Annotated in this window: 14 protein-coding genes; 7 read left to right on the top strand and 7 right to left on the bottom strand. The window is 69.5% G+C overall.

The window, feature by feature from the left end; all coding sequences use genetic code 11:
* The first annotated feature begins 42 nt into the window (after positions 1-42).
* Positions 43-363 (top strand): ferredoxin, encoded by a 321-nt coding sequence (locus B4U46_RS07840; protein ID WP_079425284.1) that lies wholly within the window; start codon positions 43-45, stop codon positions 361-363.
* Between the two features lie 4 nt (positions 364-367).
* On the opposite strand, the gene B4U46_RS07845 is transcribed toward B4U46_RS07840, so the two are convergent.
* The 3 genes from B4U46_RS07845 to B4U46_RS07855 form a co-directional block, all read right to left on the bottom strand.
* The gene (locus tag B4U46_RS07845) at positions 368-856 is read right to left on the bottom strand and encodes a hypothetical protein (RefSeq protein WP_237293292.1); all 489 of its coding nucleotides are present in this window, start codon (positions 854-856) and stop codon (positions 368-370) included.
* A 305-nt stretch (positions 857-1,161) separates the two neighbouring features.
* Positions 1,162-2,058 (bottom strand): tRNA (adenine-N1)-methyltransferase, encoded by an 897-nt coding sequence (locus B4U46_RS07850; protein ID WP_042814566.1) that lies wholly within the window; start codon positions 2,056-2,058, stop codon positions 1,162-1,164.
* Positions 2,059-2,076: 18 nt separating this feature from the next.
* Positions 2,077-3,210, bottom strand: coding sequence for a site-2 protease family protein (locus B4U46_RS07855; protein ID WP_100865183.1), 1,134 nt, complete (start codon positions 3,208-3,210; stop codon positions 2,077-2,079).
* A gap of 245 nt (positions 3,211-3,455) precedes the next feature.
* On the opposite strand from B4U46_RS07855, the gene B4U46_RS07860 reads away from it, so the two are divergent.
* Together B4U46_RS07860 and B4U46_RS07865 are read left to right on the top strand one after the other, a co-directional pair.
* Positions 3,456-4,334 (top strand): RecB family exonuclease, encoded by an 879-nt coding sequence (locus B4U46_RS07860; protein ID WP_079431617.1) that lies wholly within the window; start codon positions 3,456-3,458, stop codon positions 4,332-4,334.
* A 61-nt stretch (positions 4,335-4,395) separates the two neighbouring features.
* Complete coding sequence (locus B4U46_RS07865) at positions 4,396-5,067, top strand: response regulator (protein ID WP_079425288.1); 672 nt, start codon at positions 4,396-4,398, stop codon at positions 5,065-5,067.
* A gap of 80 nt (positions 5,068-5,147) precedes the next feature.
* Here the strand turns inward: B4U46_RS07865 and B4U46_RS07870 are convergent, their stop codons facing one another.
* The 4 genes from B4U46_RS07870 to metH all read right to left on the bottom strand — a co-directional run bounded on the left by B4U46_RS07870 (position 5,148) and on the right by metH (position 13,217).
* The gene (locus B4U46_RS07870; RefSeq protein WP_079425290.1) at positions 5,148-6,731 is read right to left on the bottom strand and encodes an ABC transporter substrate-binding protein; all 1,584 of its coding nucleotides are present in this window, start codon (positions 6,729-6,731) and stop codon (positions 5,148-5,150) included.
* Positions 6,732-6,802: 71 nt separating this feature from the next.
* A complete protein-coding gene (locus tag B4U46_RS07875; protein WP_079425292.1) occupies positions 6,803-8,407 on the bottom strand; it encodes an ABC transporter substrate-binding protein in 1,605 nt (534 codons plus the stop codon).
* A 480-nt stretch (positions 8,408-8,887) separates the two neighbouring features.
* The gene (locus tag B4U46_RS07880; RefSeq protein WP_079425294.1) at positions 8,888-9,589 is read right to left on the bottom strand and encodes an HAD family hydrolase; all 702 of its coding nucleotides are present in this window, start codon (positions 9,587-9,589) and stop codon (positions 8,888-8,890) included.
* 115 nt (positions 9,590-9,704) lie between these two features.
* Positions 9,705-13,217, bottom strand: a complete 3,513-nt coding sequence (metH, locus tag B4U46_RS07885) for a methionine synthase (RefSeq protein ID WP_079425297.1) — start codon at positions 13,215-13,217, stop codon at positions 9,705-9,707.
* A gap of 253 nt (positions 13,218-13,470) precedes the next feature.
* On the opposite strand from metH, the gene B4U46_RS07890 reads away from it, so the two are divergent.
* From B4U46_RS07890 to B4U46_RS07905, 4 genes are all read left to right on the top strand, one after another.
* Positions 13,471-14,238 (top strand): IclR family transcriptional regulator, encoded by a 768-nt coding sequence (locus tag B4U46_RS07890; protein WP_079425299.1) that lies wholly within the window; start codon positions 13,471-13,473, stop codon positions 14,236-14,238.
* A 325-nt stretch (positions 14,239-14,563) separates the two neighbouring features.
* Positions 14,564-15,346 (top strand): MIP/aquaporin family protein, encoded by a 783-nt coding sequence (locus tag B4U46_RS07895; RefSeq protein ID WP_079425301.1) that lies wholly within the window; start codon positions 14,564-14,566, stop codon positions 15,344-15,346.
* Between the two features lie 79 nt (positions 15,347-15,425).
* On the top strand, positions 15,426-16,952 hold the full coding sequence (glpK, locus tag B4U46_RS07900; RefSeq protein ID WP_079425303.1) for a glycerol kinase GlpK: 1,527 nt from the start codon (positions 15,426-15,428) through the stop codon (positions 16,950-16,952).
* A gap of 38 nt (positions 16,953-16,990) precedes the next feature.
* On the top strand, positions 16,991-18,598 hold the full coding sequence (locus tag B4U46_RS07905) for a glycerol-3-phosphate dehydrogenase/oxidase (protein WP_079425305.1): 1,608 nt from the start codon (positions 16,991-16,993) through the stop codon (positions 18,596-18,598).
* Positions 18,599-18,622: the final 24 nt, after the last annotated feature.

The following is an 18,622-nucleotide window of genomic DNA, read 5'->3' on the forward strand; positions in this document are numbered from 1 at the left end:
GCTTCCGGAACGGTTCGATCAGAGCAGGGAACGGCAGGAGATATGACCGTGCAGCAGGAGGTCCCGGCGGGTGGTTCCGGTGGTGCCGGAGAGCCCCTCGAGGTCTGGATCGACCAGGACCTCTGCACCGGGGACGGGATCTGCGTCCAGTACGCCCCGGAGGTGTTCGAGCTGGACATCGACGGTCTGGCCTATGTGAAGAGCCCGGAGGACGAGCTCCTGGTGGAGCCGGGGGCGACGACTCCGGTTCCGTTGCCGCTGCTGCGGGACGTGGTGGATTCGGCGAAGGAATGCCCGGGGGACTGTATTCACGTAAGGCGCGTTTCGGACAGGGTCGAGGTGTACGGTCCGGACGCGGAGTGACGGTTCAAACACGTCCGGCGGTCGAGTCCGTAAGCTCCTGGCGGAATGTTCCGCCGGTCCAGCGCCACTTGGCGAGCTGCTTGAGGTCGGGGCTGTAGCGGGGCACGGAGGGCGAGGAGTAGCCGAGCAGACTCGCGGTGACGGTCCGGTCGCGGACGGTCAGGGTGGTGGCGGTGCGGCGCTTGGCGGGGTCGAGGAGGGTGGCGACCACGCGGGGCCGGGCGCCGGGTGCGGCTTCCTGGGCGAGTACGTAGATGGCGTGGGGCGGGGTGCCGGAGCCGGCGTCGCAGCGCACGGCGGCGACGGTTTCGGGGCGGGCGTCGCCGTCGAGGTCGCCTTCGGCGGTGGCGGTGACGGTCTGTGCGGCGCCCTTGCAGTCCAGGGGGTAGGTGACCGCGTGTGCGTCGGGGGCGGCGGGCGGGGCGGCGGCGGGGGTGGCTCCGGTGGCCCGGTCGGGCTGGAGGAGGCCCGCGCCGGCTATGACGGCGGCCATGGCGGTGGCCGTGGCGAGCCAGTGGACGGGTTTGGCCCGGTGGTGTGCGGGGTGTTCGGGCGACAGGTCTTCCAACGACGGGGCGGGGTCGGTGGGGCTGTGCGTCACGCGGGGTGTCTCCTGTACGGCGGGTGACGGTGAGCCAGCATCGTGCCACACCTCACACCGCGGTGGAACGGCTGGGTCCGCGTCGGCCGGTGCGGGCAACGAAAAGGCGCTGTGGCGCAGTTCCGGAAGTGTTCCGGGGAACTGCGCCACAGCGCTTTCGTGTTGGGTCCGCGCCCGGGGCGGGCGGCGGGGTGGGGCTATGCGGAGCGGTCGCTGCCGGGGCCTTCGTAGTCCTCGCCGTAGGCGCCCTTGGCGGGGCGGCGGCGGCGCATGGGGGGCTCGACGCCGTCGGCGAGGCGGCGGGCGGTGACGAGGAAGCCGGTGTGGCCGATCATGCGGTGGTCCGGGCGGACGGCGAGGCCTTCGACGTGCCAGTTGCGGATCATCGATTCCCAGGGCTGCGGCTCGGCGAAGCAGCCGATTTCGCGGATGGACTCGACGGTCTTGGACAGCTGGGTGGTGGTGGCCACGTAGCAGCAGAGGATGCCGCCAGGGACGAGGGCCTTCTTGACCGCCTCGAGGCATTCCCAGGGGGCGAGCATGTCGAGGATCACGCGGTCGACGTCGGTCTCGTCCAGGTTGTCCTGGAGGTCTCCGACGGTCAGCTTCCACGCGGGGTGGGGGCCGCCGAAGTAGCGCTCGACGTTGGCGGTGGCGATCTCGGCGAAGTCCGCTCGGCGCTCGTAGCTGTGGAGCATGCCCTGGTCGCCGATGGCGCGCAGCAGGAAGCTGCTCAGGGAGCCGGAGCCCACTCCCGCTTCCACGACGCGGGCGCCGGGGAAGATGTCGGCGAAGGCCAGGATCTGGCCCGCGTCCTTGGGGTAGACCACGGCGGCGCCGCGGGGCATGGACAGGACATAGTCGGGGAGCAGGGGGCGCAGCGCGAGGTAGGCGACGTTGCCGGTGGTGCGGACAACGCTGCCCTCGGGAGCGCCGATCAGCTCGTCGTGCGGGAAGGAACCCTTGTGGGTGTGGAAGTTCTTCCCGGCTTCGAGCGTGAACGTGTAGTGGCGGCCCTTGGGGTCGGTCAGCTGTACCTGGTCCCCGACCTCGAAGGGCCCGCGTCGGCGGGCGGCACCGGTCGGTTCGGACATGTGACCAGTGTATTGGCTTCAGGACTGGGGCCGCGCCATGGCCTTCACGAAGGCCTTCTCGACGTCGAGGGTGGACAGGACGCCGTAGATCTCGCCGCCGGTTTCGATGACGAGGTATTCGGTGGCGGGGGTGGTGCGGAGGTGGTCGAGGAGTTCTTCGCCGGTGAGTTCCGCGGAAACCTTCATGCCGTCGGTGAGGTCCTGGGCGAGGGTGCTGACGGCGACCCAGGGGCGGCGGTGTTCGGGGACGGAGGCGATGGCGGTTTCGCGGACGATGGCGGTGGGGTCGCCCTGGCCGTCGACGACGACGAGGGCGCGGGCTCCGGCTTCGTTGGCGCGGCGGAGTGCTTCGGAGAGGGGGGTGGCGGCCTGGACCGGGACGGCGCGGCGGGTGAGGGTGCGGGCGCGCAGTTCGGGGAGGTGTTCGCGCAGGCGGGCCATGCGCAGGCTGTTGCCGGCGCCGGTCCAGATGATCGCGGCGAGGATGGCGGCGAGGAGGGCGTCCATGACGGTGTCCATGCCGCCGATGTCCTGGGGCGGGTTGCCGAGGATGCCGGTCTGGGTGACGAGGGGCAGGCCGAGGAGGACGGTGACGGCGAGGGCGCGGCCGACCCAGGCTGCGGCGACGGTGCCGGTCATGGGTTTGCCGGTGATGCCCCAGATGAGGGCGCGGAGCATGCGGCCGCCGTCGAGGGGGAGGCCGGGGAGGAGGTTGAAGGCGGCGACGAGGAGGTTGGAGACCATCAGGCCGGCGAGGAGGACGCCGGGGACGGTGGCGGGGTCGACGGCTTTCATGCCGAGGTAGAAGATCCCGGCGAGGGCGAGGGAGAGGAGGGGGCCGACGAAGGCGAGGACGAATTCGCGGCCGGGGGTTTCGGATTCCTTCTCGATCTCGGAGACGCCGCCGAAGAACTGGAGCTGGATGCGTCGTACGGGGAGTTTGAAGCGGAGTGCGGCGATGGTGTGGGCGAGTTCGTGGACGAGGACGGAGGCGTAGAAGGCGACGGCGAAGAAGAGGGAGACGAGGTAGCGGGCGGGGCCGAGGTCGGGCAGGATCCGGTCGAGCTGGTCGCCGAAGACCCAGGTGATGAGGGCGGCGACGAGGAACCAGCTGGGCGAGACGTAGACGGGTACGCCGAAGGGGCGGCCCATGAGGATGCCGCCGCCCGGGTCGGAGCGCTTGGCGGGGCGCTCGCCGGTTTCGTCGGTGTCTGCCACGGCTGTCCTTCGTTCGGTGCGTTTGCTTCCAGTGTGGTCCACGCCGTGGGTGGGGTGGCGTGGGGTGCTGTGGTGCGCGGGGTGCTGTTGCGCGGTGTGATGCTCCGATCATGCAGGGCGATGGGTCAGGAGTCGATGGTATGCGCGTGCTGTCGGTGCCGGGTCGTAGGGTTTTAGGCATGACGACGATCCCCGGCGCCGGTTTCGACGGTGCTTCCCCGGGTGCTGCCCGGCCCGCTTCGCTGTCGCCTTCGCGGGCGGGTGACTTCATGCAGTGTCCGTTGCTGTACCGGTTCCGGGTGATCGACAGGCTGCCGGAGAAGCCGAGTGCGGCGGCGACGCGGGGGACGCTGGTGCATGCGGTGCTGGAGCGGCTGTTTGATCATCCGGCGGCGGAGCGGACGGTTCCGCGGGCGAAGGAGCTGTTGCCGGGGCAGTGGGAGCGGTTGCTGGAGGCGAAGCCGGAGCTGGCGGGGCTGTTCCCGGAGGGGGACGGGGGCGCGGGGCTGGCGGGGTGGCTGGCGGAGGCGGAGGCGCTGGTGGAGCGCTGGTTCACGCTGGAGGACCCGACGCGGCTGGAGCCGGTGGAGCGGGAGTTCTTCGTGGAGACGGAGCTGGAGTCGGGGCTGCGGCTGCGCGGGATCATCGACCGGGTGGACGTGGCGCCGACGGGCGAGGTGCGGATCGTCGACTACAAGACGGGCAAGGCTCCGCGGCCGGAGTACGCGGAGGGCGCGTTGTTCCAGATGAAGTTCTACGCGCTGGTGGTGTGGCGGCTGAAGGGCGTGGTGCCGCGGCGGTTGCAGCTGGTGTACCTGGGCAGTGGTGACGTGCTGACGTACGACCCGGTGGTGGCGGATCTGGAGCGGGTGGAGCGCAAGCTGCACGCGTTGTGGGAGGCGATCTCGGAGGCGACGGAGACGGGTGACTGGCGGCCGCGGCCGACGAAGCTGTGCGGCTGGTGCGACCACCAGGCGGTGTGTCCGGAGTTCGGGGGCACTCCCCCGGTGTATCCGCTGGCGATCGTGCCGGGGCCCGGGCGCCCGGCGGGTTCCTGATCGCGGGGTCAGGGCAGAATGGGCGGCGCTGAAGCCGTCCGACGAATACGAGGTACCTTCCGTGGCGATCCGCGTCCTGCTGGTCGACGACCAGCCTCTGCTGCGCACCGGCTTCCGGATGATCCTGGAGGCGGAGCAGGACCTGGTGGTGGTGGGTGAGGCCGGGGACGGTCTGCAGGCGCTGGAGCAGGTGCGGGCGCTGCAGCCGGACGTGGTGCTGATGGACATCCGGATGCCGCGGATGGACGGGGTGGAGGCGACGCGGCAGATCACGGGTCCGGAGCGGAACGGGCCGGCGAAGGTGCTGGTGCTGACGACGTTCGATCTGGACGAGTACGTGGTGGAGGCGTTGCGGGCGGGGGCGAGCGGGTTCCTGCTGAAGGACGCTCCGGCCGATGAGCTGGTGCAGGCGATCCGGGTGGTGGCGGCGGGCGAGGCGATGCTGGCGCCGAGCATCACGCGGCGGCTGCTGGACAAGTACGCCGGTCATCTGCCGTCGGGTGAGGAGAGGGTCCCGGATGTGCTGGGGACGCTGACCGAGCGCGAGGTGGAGGTGCTGAAGCTGGTGGCGCGGGGGCTGTCGAACGCGGAGATCGCGGCGGACCTGTTCGTGAGTGAGACGACGGTGAAGACGCATGTGGGTCATGTGCTGACGAAGCTGGGTCTGCGCGACCGGGTGCAGGCGGCGGTGTACGCGTACGAGAGTGGTCTGGTGCGGCCGGGCGCGCAGTAGGCGCGGGGTCGCGCGGCCGGGAGACGCCTCCGCCCCGGCGCCCTTCGCGGGTGCCGGGGCGGAGGTGTGTCCGGGGCGGGTCAGCCCTTGCTGATCTCCCAGAAGCGGAAGACGGTGGAGGCGTCGAGGGACCACTGGAGGCCGGTGACGTTCTGGCGGGCGACGGCGTACTGCTTGCTCTGCCAGAGCGGGAGGATGGGGATCTCGTCGGCGACGATGTCCTGGAGGCGGGTGTAGTCCGGGTTGGCCGCGGTGCGGTCGGACTTGGTGGAGGTGGCGGGGATGATGGTCCCGCTGATCTCCTTGTTGTCGTAGTTGTTCATCAGGACGTTGTCGGGTCCGAAGAACGGCTGGGTGAAGTTGTCGGCGTCGGGGTAGTCGGGGACCCAGCCCTTGACGTAGACGCCGTACTTGCCGGCCTTGATGTCCTTTTCGTACTGCTCGAACTCGACGGACTTCACGTCGGCGTCGAACAGGCCGCTGTCGTTGAGCTGCTTGGCGATGACCTGGAACTGCTGGTCGGTGGAGGGGCCGTAGCGGGTCGGCGTGGAGTACAGCGTCAGCTTGATCTTGCCGGTGATGTTGGCGGCCTTGAGGACGGCCTTGGCCTTCTCGAGCTGGGGGCTGCCGCCGTAGCGGTCGAAGAAGGGGGTGGTGTGTCCGGCGATGCCGGCCGGGACGATCGAGTAGAGCGGGACGGCGGTGCCGGAGTAGACGTCCTTGACGAGGGCGTCGCGGTCGACGAGGTAGGCGATGGCCTTGCGGACGGGGAGCTTGCCGGCGACGGGGTCGTTGACGTTGAAGACCAGGTGCTGGACTTCGGCGCCGGTGCCCTGGACGACGTCGACCTTGTTGTCGCCGGTCTTGGTCGCGGCGAGGCCGGCGATGTCCTTGGCGGCGAGGCCGCGGAAGGCGAAGTCGACGTCGCCGCTCTCCAGGACGGTCTTGAGGCCGGCCTGGTCGCCGTTGAAGAACTTCAGCGTGACGCCGGTGTTCTTGGCCTTGGCCTTGCCGCTGTAGGAGTCGTTGACGGAGAAGTTGGCGCTCTTCTCGCTGAAGGAGTCCAGCTTGTAGACGCCGGAGCCGATGGCCTTGTTGTCGGTGCGGAGCTTGTCGGCCGGGTACTCGCTGTGGTCGACGATGGCGCCCGCGCCCGAGGCGATCTTGCTCGGGAAGGTCGCGTCGGGGGTCTTCAGCTTGAAGACGACGGTCTTGTCGTCTGGGGTGTCGATGCTCGCGATGGAGGAGAGCATGACGGCCGGGCCGCTCGGGTCGTTGATCTTCAGCGTGCGCTCGAAGGAGAACTTGACGTCCTTCGAGGTGAGGCTGTGGCCGTTGCTGAACTTCAGGCCGGAGCGCAGGGTGCACTTGAACACCTTGCTGTCGCCGCCCTCGAAGTTGCAGGCCTGCGCGGCGTCCGGCTCGGGCGTGGTGCCGCCCTTGGGGAAGCTCAGCAGCGACTGGAAGACGTTGTTGAAGAGCAGCCAGGAGCCCGGGTCGTAGCCGGACGCCGGGTCGGTGGACTTCACCTTGTCGGATATGCCCATGACCACGCCCTTGCCGTCGCCGGCGGCCGAGCCGTCCTGCGAACCGCAGCCGCTGAGCAGCGCGGCGGCCGTGGCCGCCCCGAGCGGGGCCACCAGCCACTGGTTACGTCTCTTCACGCGATGTCCTTCACAGTTCTTGTCTGATCCTTGCGCCGGCCTGCGACGTCCGCCGCCGGTTGCTGCCGGTCTCAGCCGCTGACGCCCCGGCCGAGTTCCCACAGCTGGAGGTCGGAGATGGCGTTGACCGACCATTCCACTCCGGTGATCCCGTCGCGGGCGGCGACGTACTGCTTGCCCTGCCACAGGGGCAGGACGGGCACGTCGTCGGCGACGATGTCCTGCATCTCCGTGATCGCGGGGACGGCGACGTTGCGGTCGGCGGCCTTGCGGGACTCGGGGATGAGCTTGGTGCGCACCGTGTTGTTGGCGTACGGCGTGCCCAGGAAGTTGTCCTGCTCCAGGAACGGGGCGAGGAAGTTGTCGGCGTCCGGGTAGTCGGGGAACCAGCCGAGCCCGTAGGCGGCGTAGTCGCCCTTCTTCTGGGCGGGGCGGAAGTCGGCCCACTCGTTGCCCTGGACGGTGATGTCGAACAGCTGGGTGGCGTTCAGCTGGGTCTTGAGGGCCTGGAACTCGGCCGCGGTGCCGTCGCCGTAGTGGTCGGTGGTGTAGTTCAGCGTCAGCTTGACGGGGGTTTTGATCCCGGCGGCCTTCAGCAGGTCGGCGGCCTTGGCGGTGTTGGCCTCGCCGTACTTGTTGAAGAAGGAGTTGACGTGGCCGGTGACCGTGGTGGGGACCAGTGAGTACAGGGGCTGCGCGGACTTGCCGTAGACCTTGGAGATGACGTTGCCCCGGTCGACGGCGGCGGCGAGGGCCTGGCGCACGGCCTTGTCCTTGACGGCCGGGGCGTCGGTGTTGAAGCCGATGTAGCGGATCTCCAGGCCCGGCATGGGGACGAGCCTGACGCCCTTGGGTGCCTTGGCGGAGAGCTCGGTGATCTGGGCCGGGGAGAGGGTGCGGGAGACCATGCTGATGGAGCCGTCGGAGAGCGCCTTGGTGGCCGCGGCCGAGTCGGGGAAGGTGCGCAGTTCGACCTTGTCGTTCTGCAGCTTGATGTCGCCCTTGTAGTTCGGGTTCTTGGTGAAGACGGCCCGGACCAGGTGGTTGTCCTTGACCTCGGGCTTCATCGTGTAGGGGCCGGAGCCGTCGACGGCGAAGCCGGTGCGGAGCTTCTTGGCGTCGTAGTTCTTCTCGCTGACGATGCCGGCCGCGGGGGTGGCGAGCTTGTACGGGAAGGTCGCGTCGGGGGTCTTCAGGTGGAAGACGACGGTGTCGGTTCCCTTGACCTCGACGGTGTCGAGGGTGGAGAGGAGGGAGGAGGGGCCGTTTTCGTCCTTTATGGCGCGGACCCGGTCGATGGAGAACTTGACGTCCTTGGCGGTGAGCGGGTCGCCGTCGGCGAACTTCAGGCCCGGCCGCAGGGTGCAGCGGTAGCTCTCGTTGTCGTTGTCGGTGAAGCGGCAGTCGGAGGCCGCTTCGGGGACGGGCTGGCCGCCGCCGCGCGGGGTGCGCATCAGGGTCTGGACGGTCTGGCGCAGGATGTTCCACGTCGTGGCGTCGTAGGCGTAGGCGGGGTCGAACGGGGCGGGGGCGTAGTCGGCTGCCTCGAACCGGTCGGTGGTGCCGACGACGATCGCTCCGGATCCTGCTCCGTTTCCGCTCGCGCTGCCGCATGCCGACAGCGCGGGGGTGAGCAGGCCTATCGCGGCCGTCAGCACCATGGTCTTGCGGTTCATGCTGGAAGTACTCCCTCACCCGGCACTTGTTAAGCGGCGTAGAGGGCACTTCGCGGCGGTCGCCCGTTCAGGGCGGAACGATCGGGCCGGTGTTTGACGATCGGTCCACGCGCGTGCCGGTGCAAGGGTGTGCGGCCGGTACGGCAGAGGTGCGTGCGGAGTGCCCGCGACGACATTAGTGGCCCGGGACGGGGTGGCTGGAACCAGCAGGAGTTGGGGCGTAATCGCACTGTGATGGGTGCGGACTGACCGCTTATGCCGGAGTCTTCGCAGATGGTGTCAGGAGATGATCAATCCGGACACATGGGAAGCCCTTGGAGCGTCGGGGCAGGTCCGGCGAAGGCTGCGCGGGTGACCAAAGTCACCCGCTCCGCCCACATCGCCGGGATGGAATTTCGGCCTCCGGACCCGGAGGCGGAAGATCCTTGCGCGGGAAGGAGGTCCCGCCCCCGTTTTGCGTCCGGCACGGACGGTGTGCGCCTAGTTCATCGGAGTGATGAGGGAGCGCAGGAAGCTCAGGTCCACGTCCTCCAGCGAGCGCACGATGGTCCGGCCCGGGGCGGGCTCGATCAGGCCCACGGAGGGCACGGCCACGACGCGGCAGCCGGCCGCTTCGGCGGCCGCCACCCCGGTGGCGGTGTCCTCGATGACGGCGCACCGCGAGGGGTGCGCGCCGAGGCTGCTCGCGGCGAACAGGTAGGGGTCGGGGTGGGGCTTGGTGCGGGGGACCTCGTCGCCGGCGACGGTCAGGTGGAAGCGGTCGCGGCCGAGGGTGAGCAGGACCTGGTCGATGACGCGGCGGTGGGAGGCGGAGACCAGGGCGGTGGGCACGTTGTGCCGGGCCAGCTCGCTCAGCAGCCGCTCGGCGCCGGGCATCATGGGGACCTGCTCGGCGATCCGGGCCTCGAAGCGCTCGTTGAGCAGGACGCTCAGTTCGGCGAGGCCGATGTCGGCGCCGGTCGCCTCGATGAGGAAGGAGGCGCTGCGGCTCATGGGGCCGCCGACGACCACGTCGCGCCAGGCCTCGTCGAGGCGATGGCCCAGTTCCTGGAAGATCTGCGCCTCGATCTCCCACCAGAACCCCTCGGTGTCGACGAGGGTGCCGTCCATGTCGAGCAGCACCGCCTGCAGGGCGTGCCCGTCGGCCGTGTGGACGACGGGAGCGGGAACGGTGCTGGTCATGCGTACGCCTCTCTCCGGGGACGACAAGGCCGGTCACCTCGGAACCGCGCGGGGCTTCCCCCTCGGGAACAGGTGACCGGCCTGTATGGGACCGACCAGTGTACGCCGGTCTGTGTCAGCGTGCGTTGAAATACTTCGCTTCGGGGTGGTGGATGACCAGAGCATCGGTGGACTGCTCGGGGTGGAGCTGGAACTCCTCCGAGAGGTGGACGCCGATCCGCTCCGGCTCCAGGAGGGTGGCGATCTTCGCCCGGTCCTCCAGGTCGGGGCAGGCCCCGTAGCCGAGGGAGAAGCGGGCTCCCCGGTACTTGAGGTCGAACATGTCCTCGATGGCGGCCGGGTCCTCGCCGCCGAAGCCGAGCTCGGCGCGGACGCGGGCGTGCCAGTACTCGGCGAGGGCCTCGGCCAGCTGGACGGACAGGCCGTGCAGCTCCAGGTAGTCGCGGTAGGAGTCGGACTCGAACAGCTTGGCCGTGGCCTCGCCGATCTTCGAGCCGACGGTGACCACCTGGAGGCCGATGACGTCGGTCTCGCCGGACTCCTCCGGGCGGAAGAAGTCCGCGAGGCACAGGCGCCGGCCCCGGCGCTGGCGCGGGAAGGTGAAGCGGGTCCGCTCGTTGCCCTGCTCGTCCAGGATGATCAGGTCGTCGCCCTTGGAGACGCACGGGAAGTAGCCGTAGACCACGGCCGCTTCGAGGAGGTTCTCGGTGTGCAGCTTCTCCAGCAGGCCGCGCAGGCGCGGGCGGCCCTCGTTCTCGACGAGCTCCTCGTAGGTGGCGCCGCCGGCTCGGGCCTGCTTGAGGCCCCACTGGCCCTTGAACAGCGCGCCCTCGTCCAGCCAGGAGGCGTAGTCCTTGAGCGGGATGCCCTTGACCACGCGGGTCCCCCAGAAGGGCGGGGTGGGCACCGGGTTGTCGACGGCCACGTCGGAACGGCCGCCCGGCTGCTCGGGCTCCTCCACCTGGAGGGCGGGCGTGTCCCGCTTGGCGACGCGGCGCTGCTTGAGCTCGGGCAGGGTGGCGCCGGGGACGCCGCGCTTGACGGCGATCAGGGCGTCCATCAGCCGCAGGCCCTCGAACGCGTCGCGGGCGTAGCGGACCTCGCCCTCGTAGATCTCGTGGAGGTCCTGCTCGACATAGGCCCGGGTCAGGGCCGCGCCGCCCAGGATCACCGGGAAGTCGGCGGCCAGCTTGCGCTGGTTGAGCTCCTCCAGGTTCTCCTTCATGATCACGGTGGACTTCACCAGGAGCCCGGACATGCCGATCACATCGGCCTTGTGCTCCTGCGCGGCCTCCACGATCGCGGAAACCGGCTGCTTGATACCGATGTTCACCACGTTGTAGCCGTTGTTGGTGAGGATGATGTCGACCAGGTTCTTACCGATGTCATGGACATCACCGCGGACCGTGGCCAGCACGATCGTGCCCTTGCCCTCGTCGTCCGTCTTCTCCATGTGCGGCTCCAGATAGGCCACCGCCGTCTTCATCACCTCGGCCGACTGGAGCACGAACGGCAACTGCATCTGCCCCGACCCGAACAGCTCACCGACGACCTTCATCCCCTCCAGAAGGGTGTCGTTGACGATGTCCAGCGCCGGACGGCCCGTCAGCGCCTCGTCGAGATCGGCCTCCAGACCGTTCTTCTCCCCGTCGATGATCCGCCGCCGCAGCCGCTCCTCCAACGGCAGCGCAAGAAGCTCCTGCGCACGGCCGGCCTTCAGCGACTTCGTGTTGACCCCCTCGAACAGGGCCATCAGCTTCTGCAGCGGGTCGTAGTCACCCTCACGACGGTCATAGATCAAATCCAGAGCCGTGCTGACCTGCTCCTCGTCGAACCGCGCGATCGGCAGGATCTTCGACGCATGGACGATCGCCGAATCCAGACCCGCCTTCACACACTCGTCCAGGAACACCGAGTTCAGCAGCACACGAGCAGCCGGATTCAGACCGAACGAAATATTCGACAGACCCAGCGTGGTCTGCACCTGCGGATGACGCCGCTTGAGCTCACGGATCGCCTCGATCGTCGCGATCCCGTCCTTACGCGACTCCTCCTGACCCGTGCAGATCGTGAACGTCAGGGTGTCGATCAGGATGTCCGACTCACGGATACCCCAGTTCGACGTCAGGTCCCCGATCAGCCGCTCCGCGATCGCGACCTTGTGCTCGACCGTACGGGCCTGGCCCTCCTCGTCGATCGTCAGCGCGATCAACGCGGCACCATGCTCCCGCGCCAGCCGCGTCACCTTCGCAAAACGCGACTGCGGACCGTCACCGTCCTCGTAGTTCACCGAGTTGATGACCGCACGCCCGCCCAGCATCTCCAGACCCGCCTGGATCACCGGAACCTCGGTCGAGTCCAGCACGATCGGCAGCGTCGAAGCCGTCGCGAAACGCCCCGCCAGCTCCCGCATGTCCGCGACACCGTCACGGCCCACATAGTCCACACACAGGTCCAGCATGTGCGCGCCCTCACGGATCTGGTCCCGCGCCATCTCCACACAGTCGTCCCAGCGCGCCTCCAGCATCGCCTCACGGAACTTCTTCGACCCGTTCGCGTTCGTCCGCTCACCGATCGCCATGTACGAGGTGTCCTGCCGGAACGGCACCGTCTGATACAGCGAGGCCGCACCCGGCTCGGGGCGCGGGTCGCGCTCCACGACGGCGGCGCCCCTCACCCGCTCCACCACCTGCCGCAGATGCTCGGGAGTGGTGCCACAGCAACCGCCCACCAGCGAGAGCCCGTACTCCCGCACGAACGTCTCCTGCGCATCGGCCAGCTCCGACGCCGACAGCGGGTAGTGCGCACCCTGCTTCGTCAGGACGGGCAGACCGGCGTTCGGCATGCACGACAGCGGGATGCGCGCGTTCCGCGCGAGATAGCGCAGGTGCTCGCTCATCTCCGCCGGACCGGTCGCACAGTTCAGACCGATCATGTCGATCCCCAGCGGCTCCAGCGCCGTCAGCGCCGCCCCGATCTCCGAACCCAGCAGCATCGTGCCGGTGGTCTCGACGGTGACGGAGCAGATCAGCGGGACCGTGACGCCGAGGGCTTCCATGGCGCGGCGGGCGCCGATGATGGAGGACTTGGTCTGGAGGAGGTCCTGGGTGGTCTCGACGAGCAGCGCGTCGGCGCCGCCGGAGATCAGACCTTCGGCGTTGACCTGGTAGGCGTCGCGGATCTGGGCGTAGGCGATGTGGCCGAGGGTGGGCAGCTTGGTGCCGGGGCCGATGGAGCCGAGGACCCAGCGCTGCTGTCCGGTGGAGGCGGTGAACTCGTCGGCGACCTGCCGGGCGATGCGGGCGCCGGCCTCGGAGAGCTCGAAGTTGCGTTCGGGGATGTCGTACTCGGCGAGGGCCGCGTAGTTCGCTCCGAAGGTGTTGGTCTCGACGCAGTCGACGCCCACCGAGAAGTACGCCTCGTGGACCGAGCGGACGATGTCGGGGCGGGTGACGTTCAGGACCTCGTTGCAGCCTTCGAGCTGCTGGAAGTCTTCCAGGGTGGGGTCCTGTGCCTGGAGCATGGTTCCCATGGCTCCGTCGGCGACGACCACGCGGGTCGCGAGCGCCTCTCGGAGGGCATCGGCCCGGGTCTGGGTGTCTGCGGGCGGGTTCGGCAACGAGGCCATGGTTGAGCTCCCTGGGATGCGACGGCTGTCGGCTTTGCGCCCCCGCTGTGTCAGGGGTGCACGCGGTCAGGGTAACCGCGCGGCACCCGCCCCGGTGAGGGCGTCCCACGTGGCGGACTGCATTCTGTGCCCGGGAGTCGCACGGACGGGTGCCCTGGTCGGCGGCACACCGGGAAACACCCAAGCATGCACGAGGTCGGCATCGACCGATAGTGTTCGGCATGGTCGAACTACGTCAGCAGGAGGCTGCGCGATGGCACGGAACATCCAGTCGCTCGAACGAGCCGCTGCGATGCTGCGGCTCCTGGCCGGCGGGGAGCGCCGGCTGGGCCTGTCGGACGTGGCGTCCGCCCTGGGCCTGGCCAAGGGCACGGCCCACGGGATCCTGCGCACCCTGCAGGCCGAGGGCTTCGTGGAGCAGGACCCGGCTTCGGGGCGCTACCAGCTGGGCGCCGAGCTGCTGCGGCTGGGCAACAGCTACCTGGACGTGCACGAGCTGCGCGCCCGCGCGCTGGTGTGGACGGACGACCTGGCCCGGGCGAGCGGCGAGAGCGTCTACGTGGGCGTGCTGCACAAGAGCGGGGTGCTGATCATGCACCACGTGTTCCGGCCCGACGACAGCCGGCAGGTGCTGGAGGTCGGGGCCATGCAGCCGCTGCACTCCACGGCCCTGGGCAAGGTGCTGTCGGCCTACGACCCGGTGGCGCACACGGAGGCCCTGGACGCGGAGCGGGAGGCCTTCACCCCGCGCACGGTGACCGACGCGGCGGGCTTCGAGGAGGTCCTGGACCTGACGCGGGCCCGCGGGTGGGCGGCGGACGTGGAGGAGACCTGGGAGGGCATCGCCTCGGTGGCGGCGCCGATCCACGACCGACGGCGCATGCCGGTGGGCGCGGTGGCCGTCGCGGGCGCCGTGGAGCGCGTGTGCGGGGAGTCCGGGGAGCCTCGTGCGGCCCTGGTGGCCTCCGTGCGGGACTGCGCCCGGTCGGTTTCGCGCGACCTCGGAGCGGGCCGGTTCTGAGCTTGACCTGATCCCTTTGGTCCACCCCTTGGCCGCTTTGGGCGCCATTCGGGTGGACCTCTTCGTTTCCGGACCGGCCATTGGCCGGATTTGGGCGATCGTACCGAGTGGTAACGATCCGGTTCTTTGACCTGGTCAGGCCTTGACGCGTTCTGAACCCAGGCGGAAAACTGCCGTTCATCGGTCGGCATTGTCGAACACCTACCGGCAATACGCGTTAGGCTAGGGCGAGGCCATGGACCGGTGAAGCACTCACCGAGTGCGCGGACCCACCGGAGGGACCCGGTGTCCGCCCACCCCTGGACGTAAGACAAAGGAGTCGCGGGTGTCCAGCTCCGACATCTTCATCGGCGAGACCATCGGTACCGCCCTGCTCACTCTGCTCGGCGGCGGCGTGTGCGCCGCCCTCACGCTCAAGAGCTCCAAGGCCCGCGGCGCGGGCTGGCTCGCGATCACCTTCGGGTGGGGCTTCGCCGTCCTGATCGCCGCCTACGTCTCCGCGCCGCTCTCCGGCGCGCACCTGAACCCGGCGGTCACCGTCGGCATAGCCGTGAAGACCGGCGAGTGGGGCGACGTCCCCGTCTACCTCGCGGGCCAGCTGCTCGGTGCCATGCTCGGCGCGGTCCTGATGTGGATCACCTACTACGGCCAGTTCCGCGCGCACCTGGCGGACCCGGAGAACATCAAGGACGCCAAGCTCGGTCCCGAGGACCCGCACCCGCACGACGTCGCCGGCCCGGTGCTCGGGATCTTCTCCACCGGCCCCGAGATCCGCAACGTGGTCCAGAACATGGCCACGGAGATCATCGGCACCTTCGTCCTCGTCCTCGCGATCCTGACCCAGGGCCTCCAGGGCGACGGCAAGGGCCTCGGCGTCATCGGCGTCCTGATCACCTCCTTCGTGGTCGTCGGCATCGGCCTCTCCCTCGGCGGCCCGACCGGCTACGCCATCAACCCGGTCCGCGACCTCGGTCCCCGCATAGTCCACTCCCTGCTCCCGCTGCCCAACAAGGGCGGCTCGGACTGGGGCTACTCCTGGATCCCGGTGCTCGGCCCGCTCGTCGGTGCCGCGCTCGCCGGCGGTCTGTACAACATCGCGTTCGCCTGATCAGCTTCGGCCGCGTTCGTAAGATCCGCACCGCCCTCCTGATTCCGCCTACTCAACAGACCTGCCAGGAGCAGCCACCATGACCAGCAGCACCGGCCCCTTCATCGCCGCGATCGACCAGGGCACCACCTCCTCCCGCTGCATCGTCTTCGACCGCGACGGCCGCATCGTCGCCGTCGACCAGAAGGAGCACGAGCAGATCTTCCCGAAGCCGGGCTGGGTCGAGCACGACGCCACCGAGATCTGGACCAACGTCCAGGAGGTCGTCGCCGGCGCCATCGCCAAGGCCGAGATCACCGCCGCCGACGTCAAGGCCGTCGGCATCACCAACCAGCGCGAGACCACCGTCCTGTGGGACAAGAACACCGGCGAGCCGGTGCACAACGCGCTGGTCTGGCAGGACACCCGCACCGACGCCCTGTGCAAGGAGCTCGGCCGCAACGTCGGCCAGGACCGCTTCCGCCGCGAGACCGGCCTGCCGCTGGCGAGCTACTTCGCCGGCCCGAAGGTCCGCTGGCTGCTCGACAACGTCGAGGGCCTGCGCGAGCGCGCCGAGGCCGGGGACATCCTCTTCGGCACCATGGACTCCTGGGTCATCTGGAACCTCACCGGTGGCGCCCAGGGCGGTGCGCACGTCACGGACGTCACCAACGCCTCGCGCACCATGCTGATGAACCTGCACACCCTGGCGTGGGACGAGAAGATCGCCGAGTCGATGGGCGTCCCGCTCAACGTGCTCCCCGAGATCAAGTCCTCCGCCGAGGTCTACGGCCACGTCAAGGACGGCGTCCTCGCCGGTGTCCCGGTCGCCTCGGCGCTCGGTGACCAGCAGGCCGCCCTCTTCGGCCAGACCTGCTTCGCCGAGGGCGAGGCCAAGTCCACCTACGGCACCGGCACGTTCATGCTGATGAACACCGGCGACAAGATCATCAACTCCTACAGCGGCCTGCTGACCACGGTCGGCTACCAGATCGGCGACCAGAAGCCGGTCTACGCCCTGGAGGGCTCCATCGCCGTCACCGGCTCGCTCGTCCAGTGGATGCGCGACCAGATGGGCCTGATCAAGTCCGCGGCCGAGATCGAGACCCTGGCCTCCTCCGTCGAGGACAACGGCGGCGCCTACTTCGTACCGGCCTTCTCCGGCCTGTTCGCCCCGTACTGGCGCTCCGACGCCCGCGGTGTGATCGCCGGCCTCACCCGGTACGTCACCAAGGCGCACATCGCCCGTGCCGTCCTCGAGGCCACCGCCTGGCAGACCCGCGAGATCACCGACGCCATGACCAAGGACTCCGGCGTCGAGCTGGCGGCCCTCAAGGTCGACGGTGGTATGACCTCCAACAACCTGCTGATGCAGACGCTCTCCGACTTCCTGGACGCCCCCGTGGTCCGTCCGATGGTCGCCGAGACCACCTGCCTCGGCGCCGCCTACGCCGCCGGCCTGGCCGTCGGCTTCTGGCCGGACACCGACGCCCTGCGCGCCAACTGGCGCCGCGCGGCGGAGTGGACCCCGCGGATGCCCGCCGAGCAGCGGGACCGCGAGTACAAGAACTGGCTCAAGGCCGTCGAGCGGTCCATGGGCTGGATCGACGACGAGAACGCCGGCTGACCGCACCAGCTGTCGAAATGACGAGGAGCTGAAGAGACATGAGCACCCTGCAGAGCGTCCCCGCACTGGGCACGCACCCGACCGCCGGCTCGAACCCGAGCCGCGCCGAGACCCGTGAGCAGCTGGCGAAGGCCACGTACGACCTGCTGGTCATCGGCGGTGGAATCCTGGGCACCTCGGTGGCCTGGCACGCCGCGCAGTCGGGTCTGCGGGTCGCCATGGTGGACGCCGGCGACTTCGCCGGCGCCACCTCCTCCGCCTCCTCCAAGCTCGTCCACGGCGGTCTGCGCTACCTGCAGACCGGCGCGGTCAAGCTGGTGGCCGAGAACCACCACGAGCGGCGGGTGCTGGCCAAGGACGTGGCCCCGCACCTGGTCAACCCGCTCACCTTCTACCTGCCGGTCTACAAGGGCGGCCCGGTGGGTGCGGCCAAGCTGGGCGCGGGCGTCTTCGCCTACTCCGCCCTCTCGGCCTTCGGCGACGGCATGGGCAAGGTCATATCCCCGGCCCGTGCCGTCGCCGACAACCCCGGTCTGAAGACCGACAACCTCAAGGCCGTCGCGGTCTACTACGACCACCAGATGAACGACTCCCGCGTCGCCGTGATGACGGTGCGCGCGGCCGTCGAGTCGGGTGCGGTCGTCCTCAACCACGCCGAGGTCACCGGCCTGCGCATGACGCGCGGCCGGGTCTCGGGTGCCGAGCTCAAGGACCGCCTCGACGGCACCGAGTTCGGCGTCGACGCCCGCGTCGTGCTCAACGCCACCGGCCCGTGGGTGGACCACCTGCGGCGCATGGAAGACAAGCACGCGCTGCCGTCGATCCGCCTCTCCAAGGGCGCGCACATCGTCATGAAGCGCAAGTCGCCGTGGAAGGCCGCCATGGCCACCCCGATCGACAAGTACCGCATCACCTTCGCCCTGCCGTGGGAGGACCAGCTCCTGCTCGGCACCACCGACGAGGTGTACGAGGGCGACCCGGCGGACGTGCGCGCCACCGAGAAGGACATCCAGCAGATCCTGGACGAGGCCGCCTTCTCGATCAAGGACGCCGACCTCGACCGCTCCCTGATGACGTACGCCTTCGCCGGCCTGCGCGTGCTGCCCGGCGGCCCCGGCGGCGTCGAGAAGGCCAAGCGCGAGACGGTCGTCACCGAGGGCGCGGGCGGCATGCTGTCCGTCGCCGGCGGCAAGTGGACCACGTACCGCCACATCGGCCGCGTGGTCATGGACAAGCTCGCCAAGCTCCCCGGCAGCCCGCTGACCGATGACATGGAGCCGGTGAAGTCCCTCGTGCGCCGCGTCCCGCTGCCCGGTGTCGCCAACCCGAACGCCGTCGCGCACCGCCTGCTCGTGGACCACGAGCCCGGCGCCCGGATGGACCCGCTGACCGCCCGCCACCTGGCCTCGCACTACGGCTCGCTGGCCTTCGACATCGCCCGCCTGGCGAACGAGGACCCGGCGCTCGCCGAGCGCATCCACCCGGACGGCCCGGAGATCTGGGCGCAGGTCGCCTACGCCCGTGACCACGAGTGGGCCGAGACCGCGGACGACGTGCTGCGCCGCCGTACGACGGTGACCATCCGCGGCCTGGACGACGAGTCCGTACGGGCCCGCGTCGAGGAGATGCTGGCCCGCAAGGCATAGCTCGTACGCAGGTGGGGAAGAGGG

Origin of the sequence: Streptomyces katrae, from assembly GCF_002028425.1 — a bacterium.
In the GTDB taxonomy this organism is placed as follows: Bacteria; Actinomycetota; Actinomycetes; order Streptomycetales; family Streptomycetaceae; genus Streptomyces; species Streptomyces katrae_A.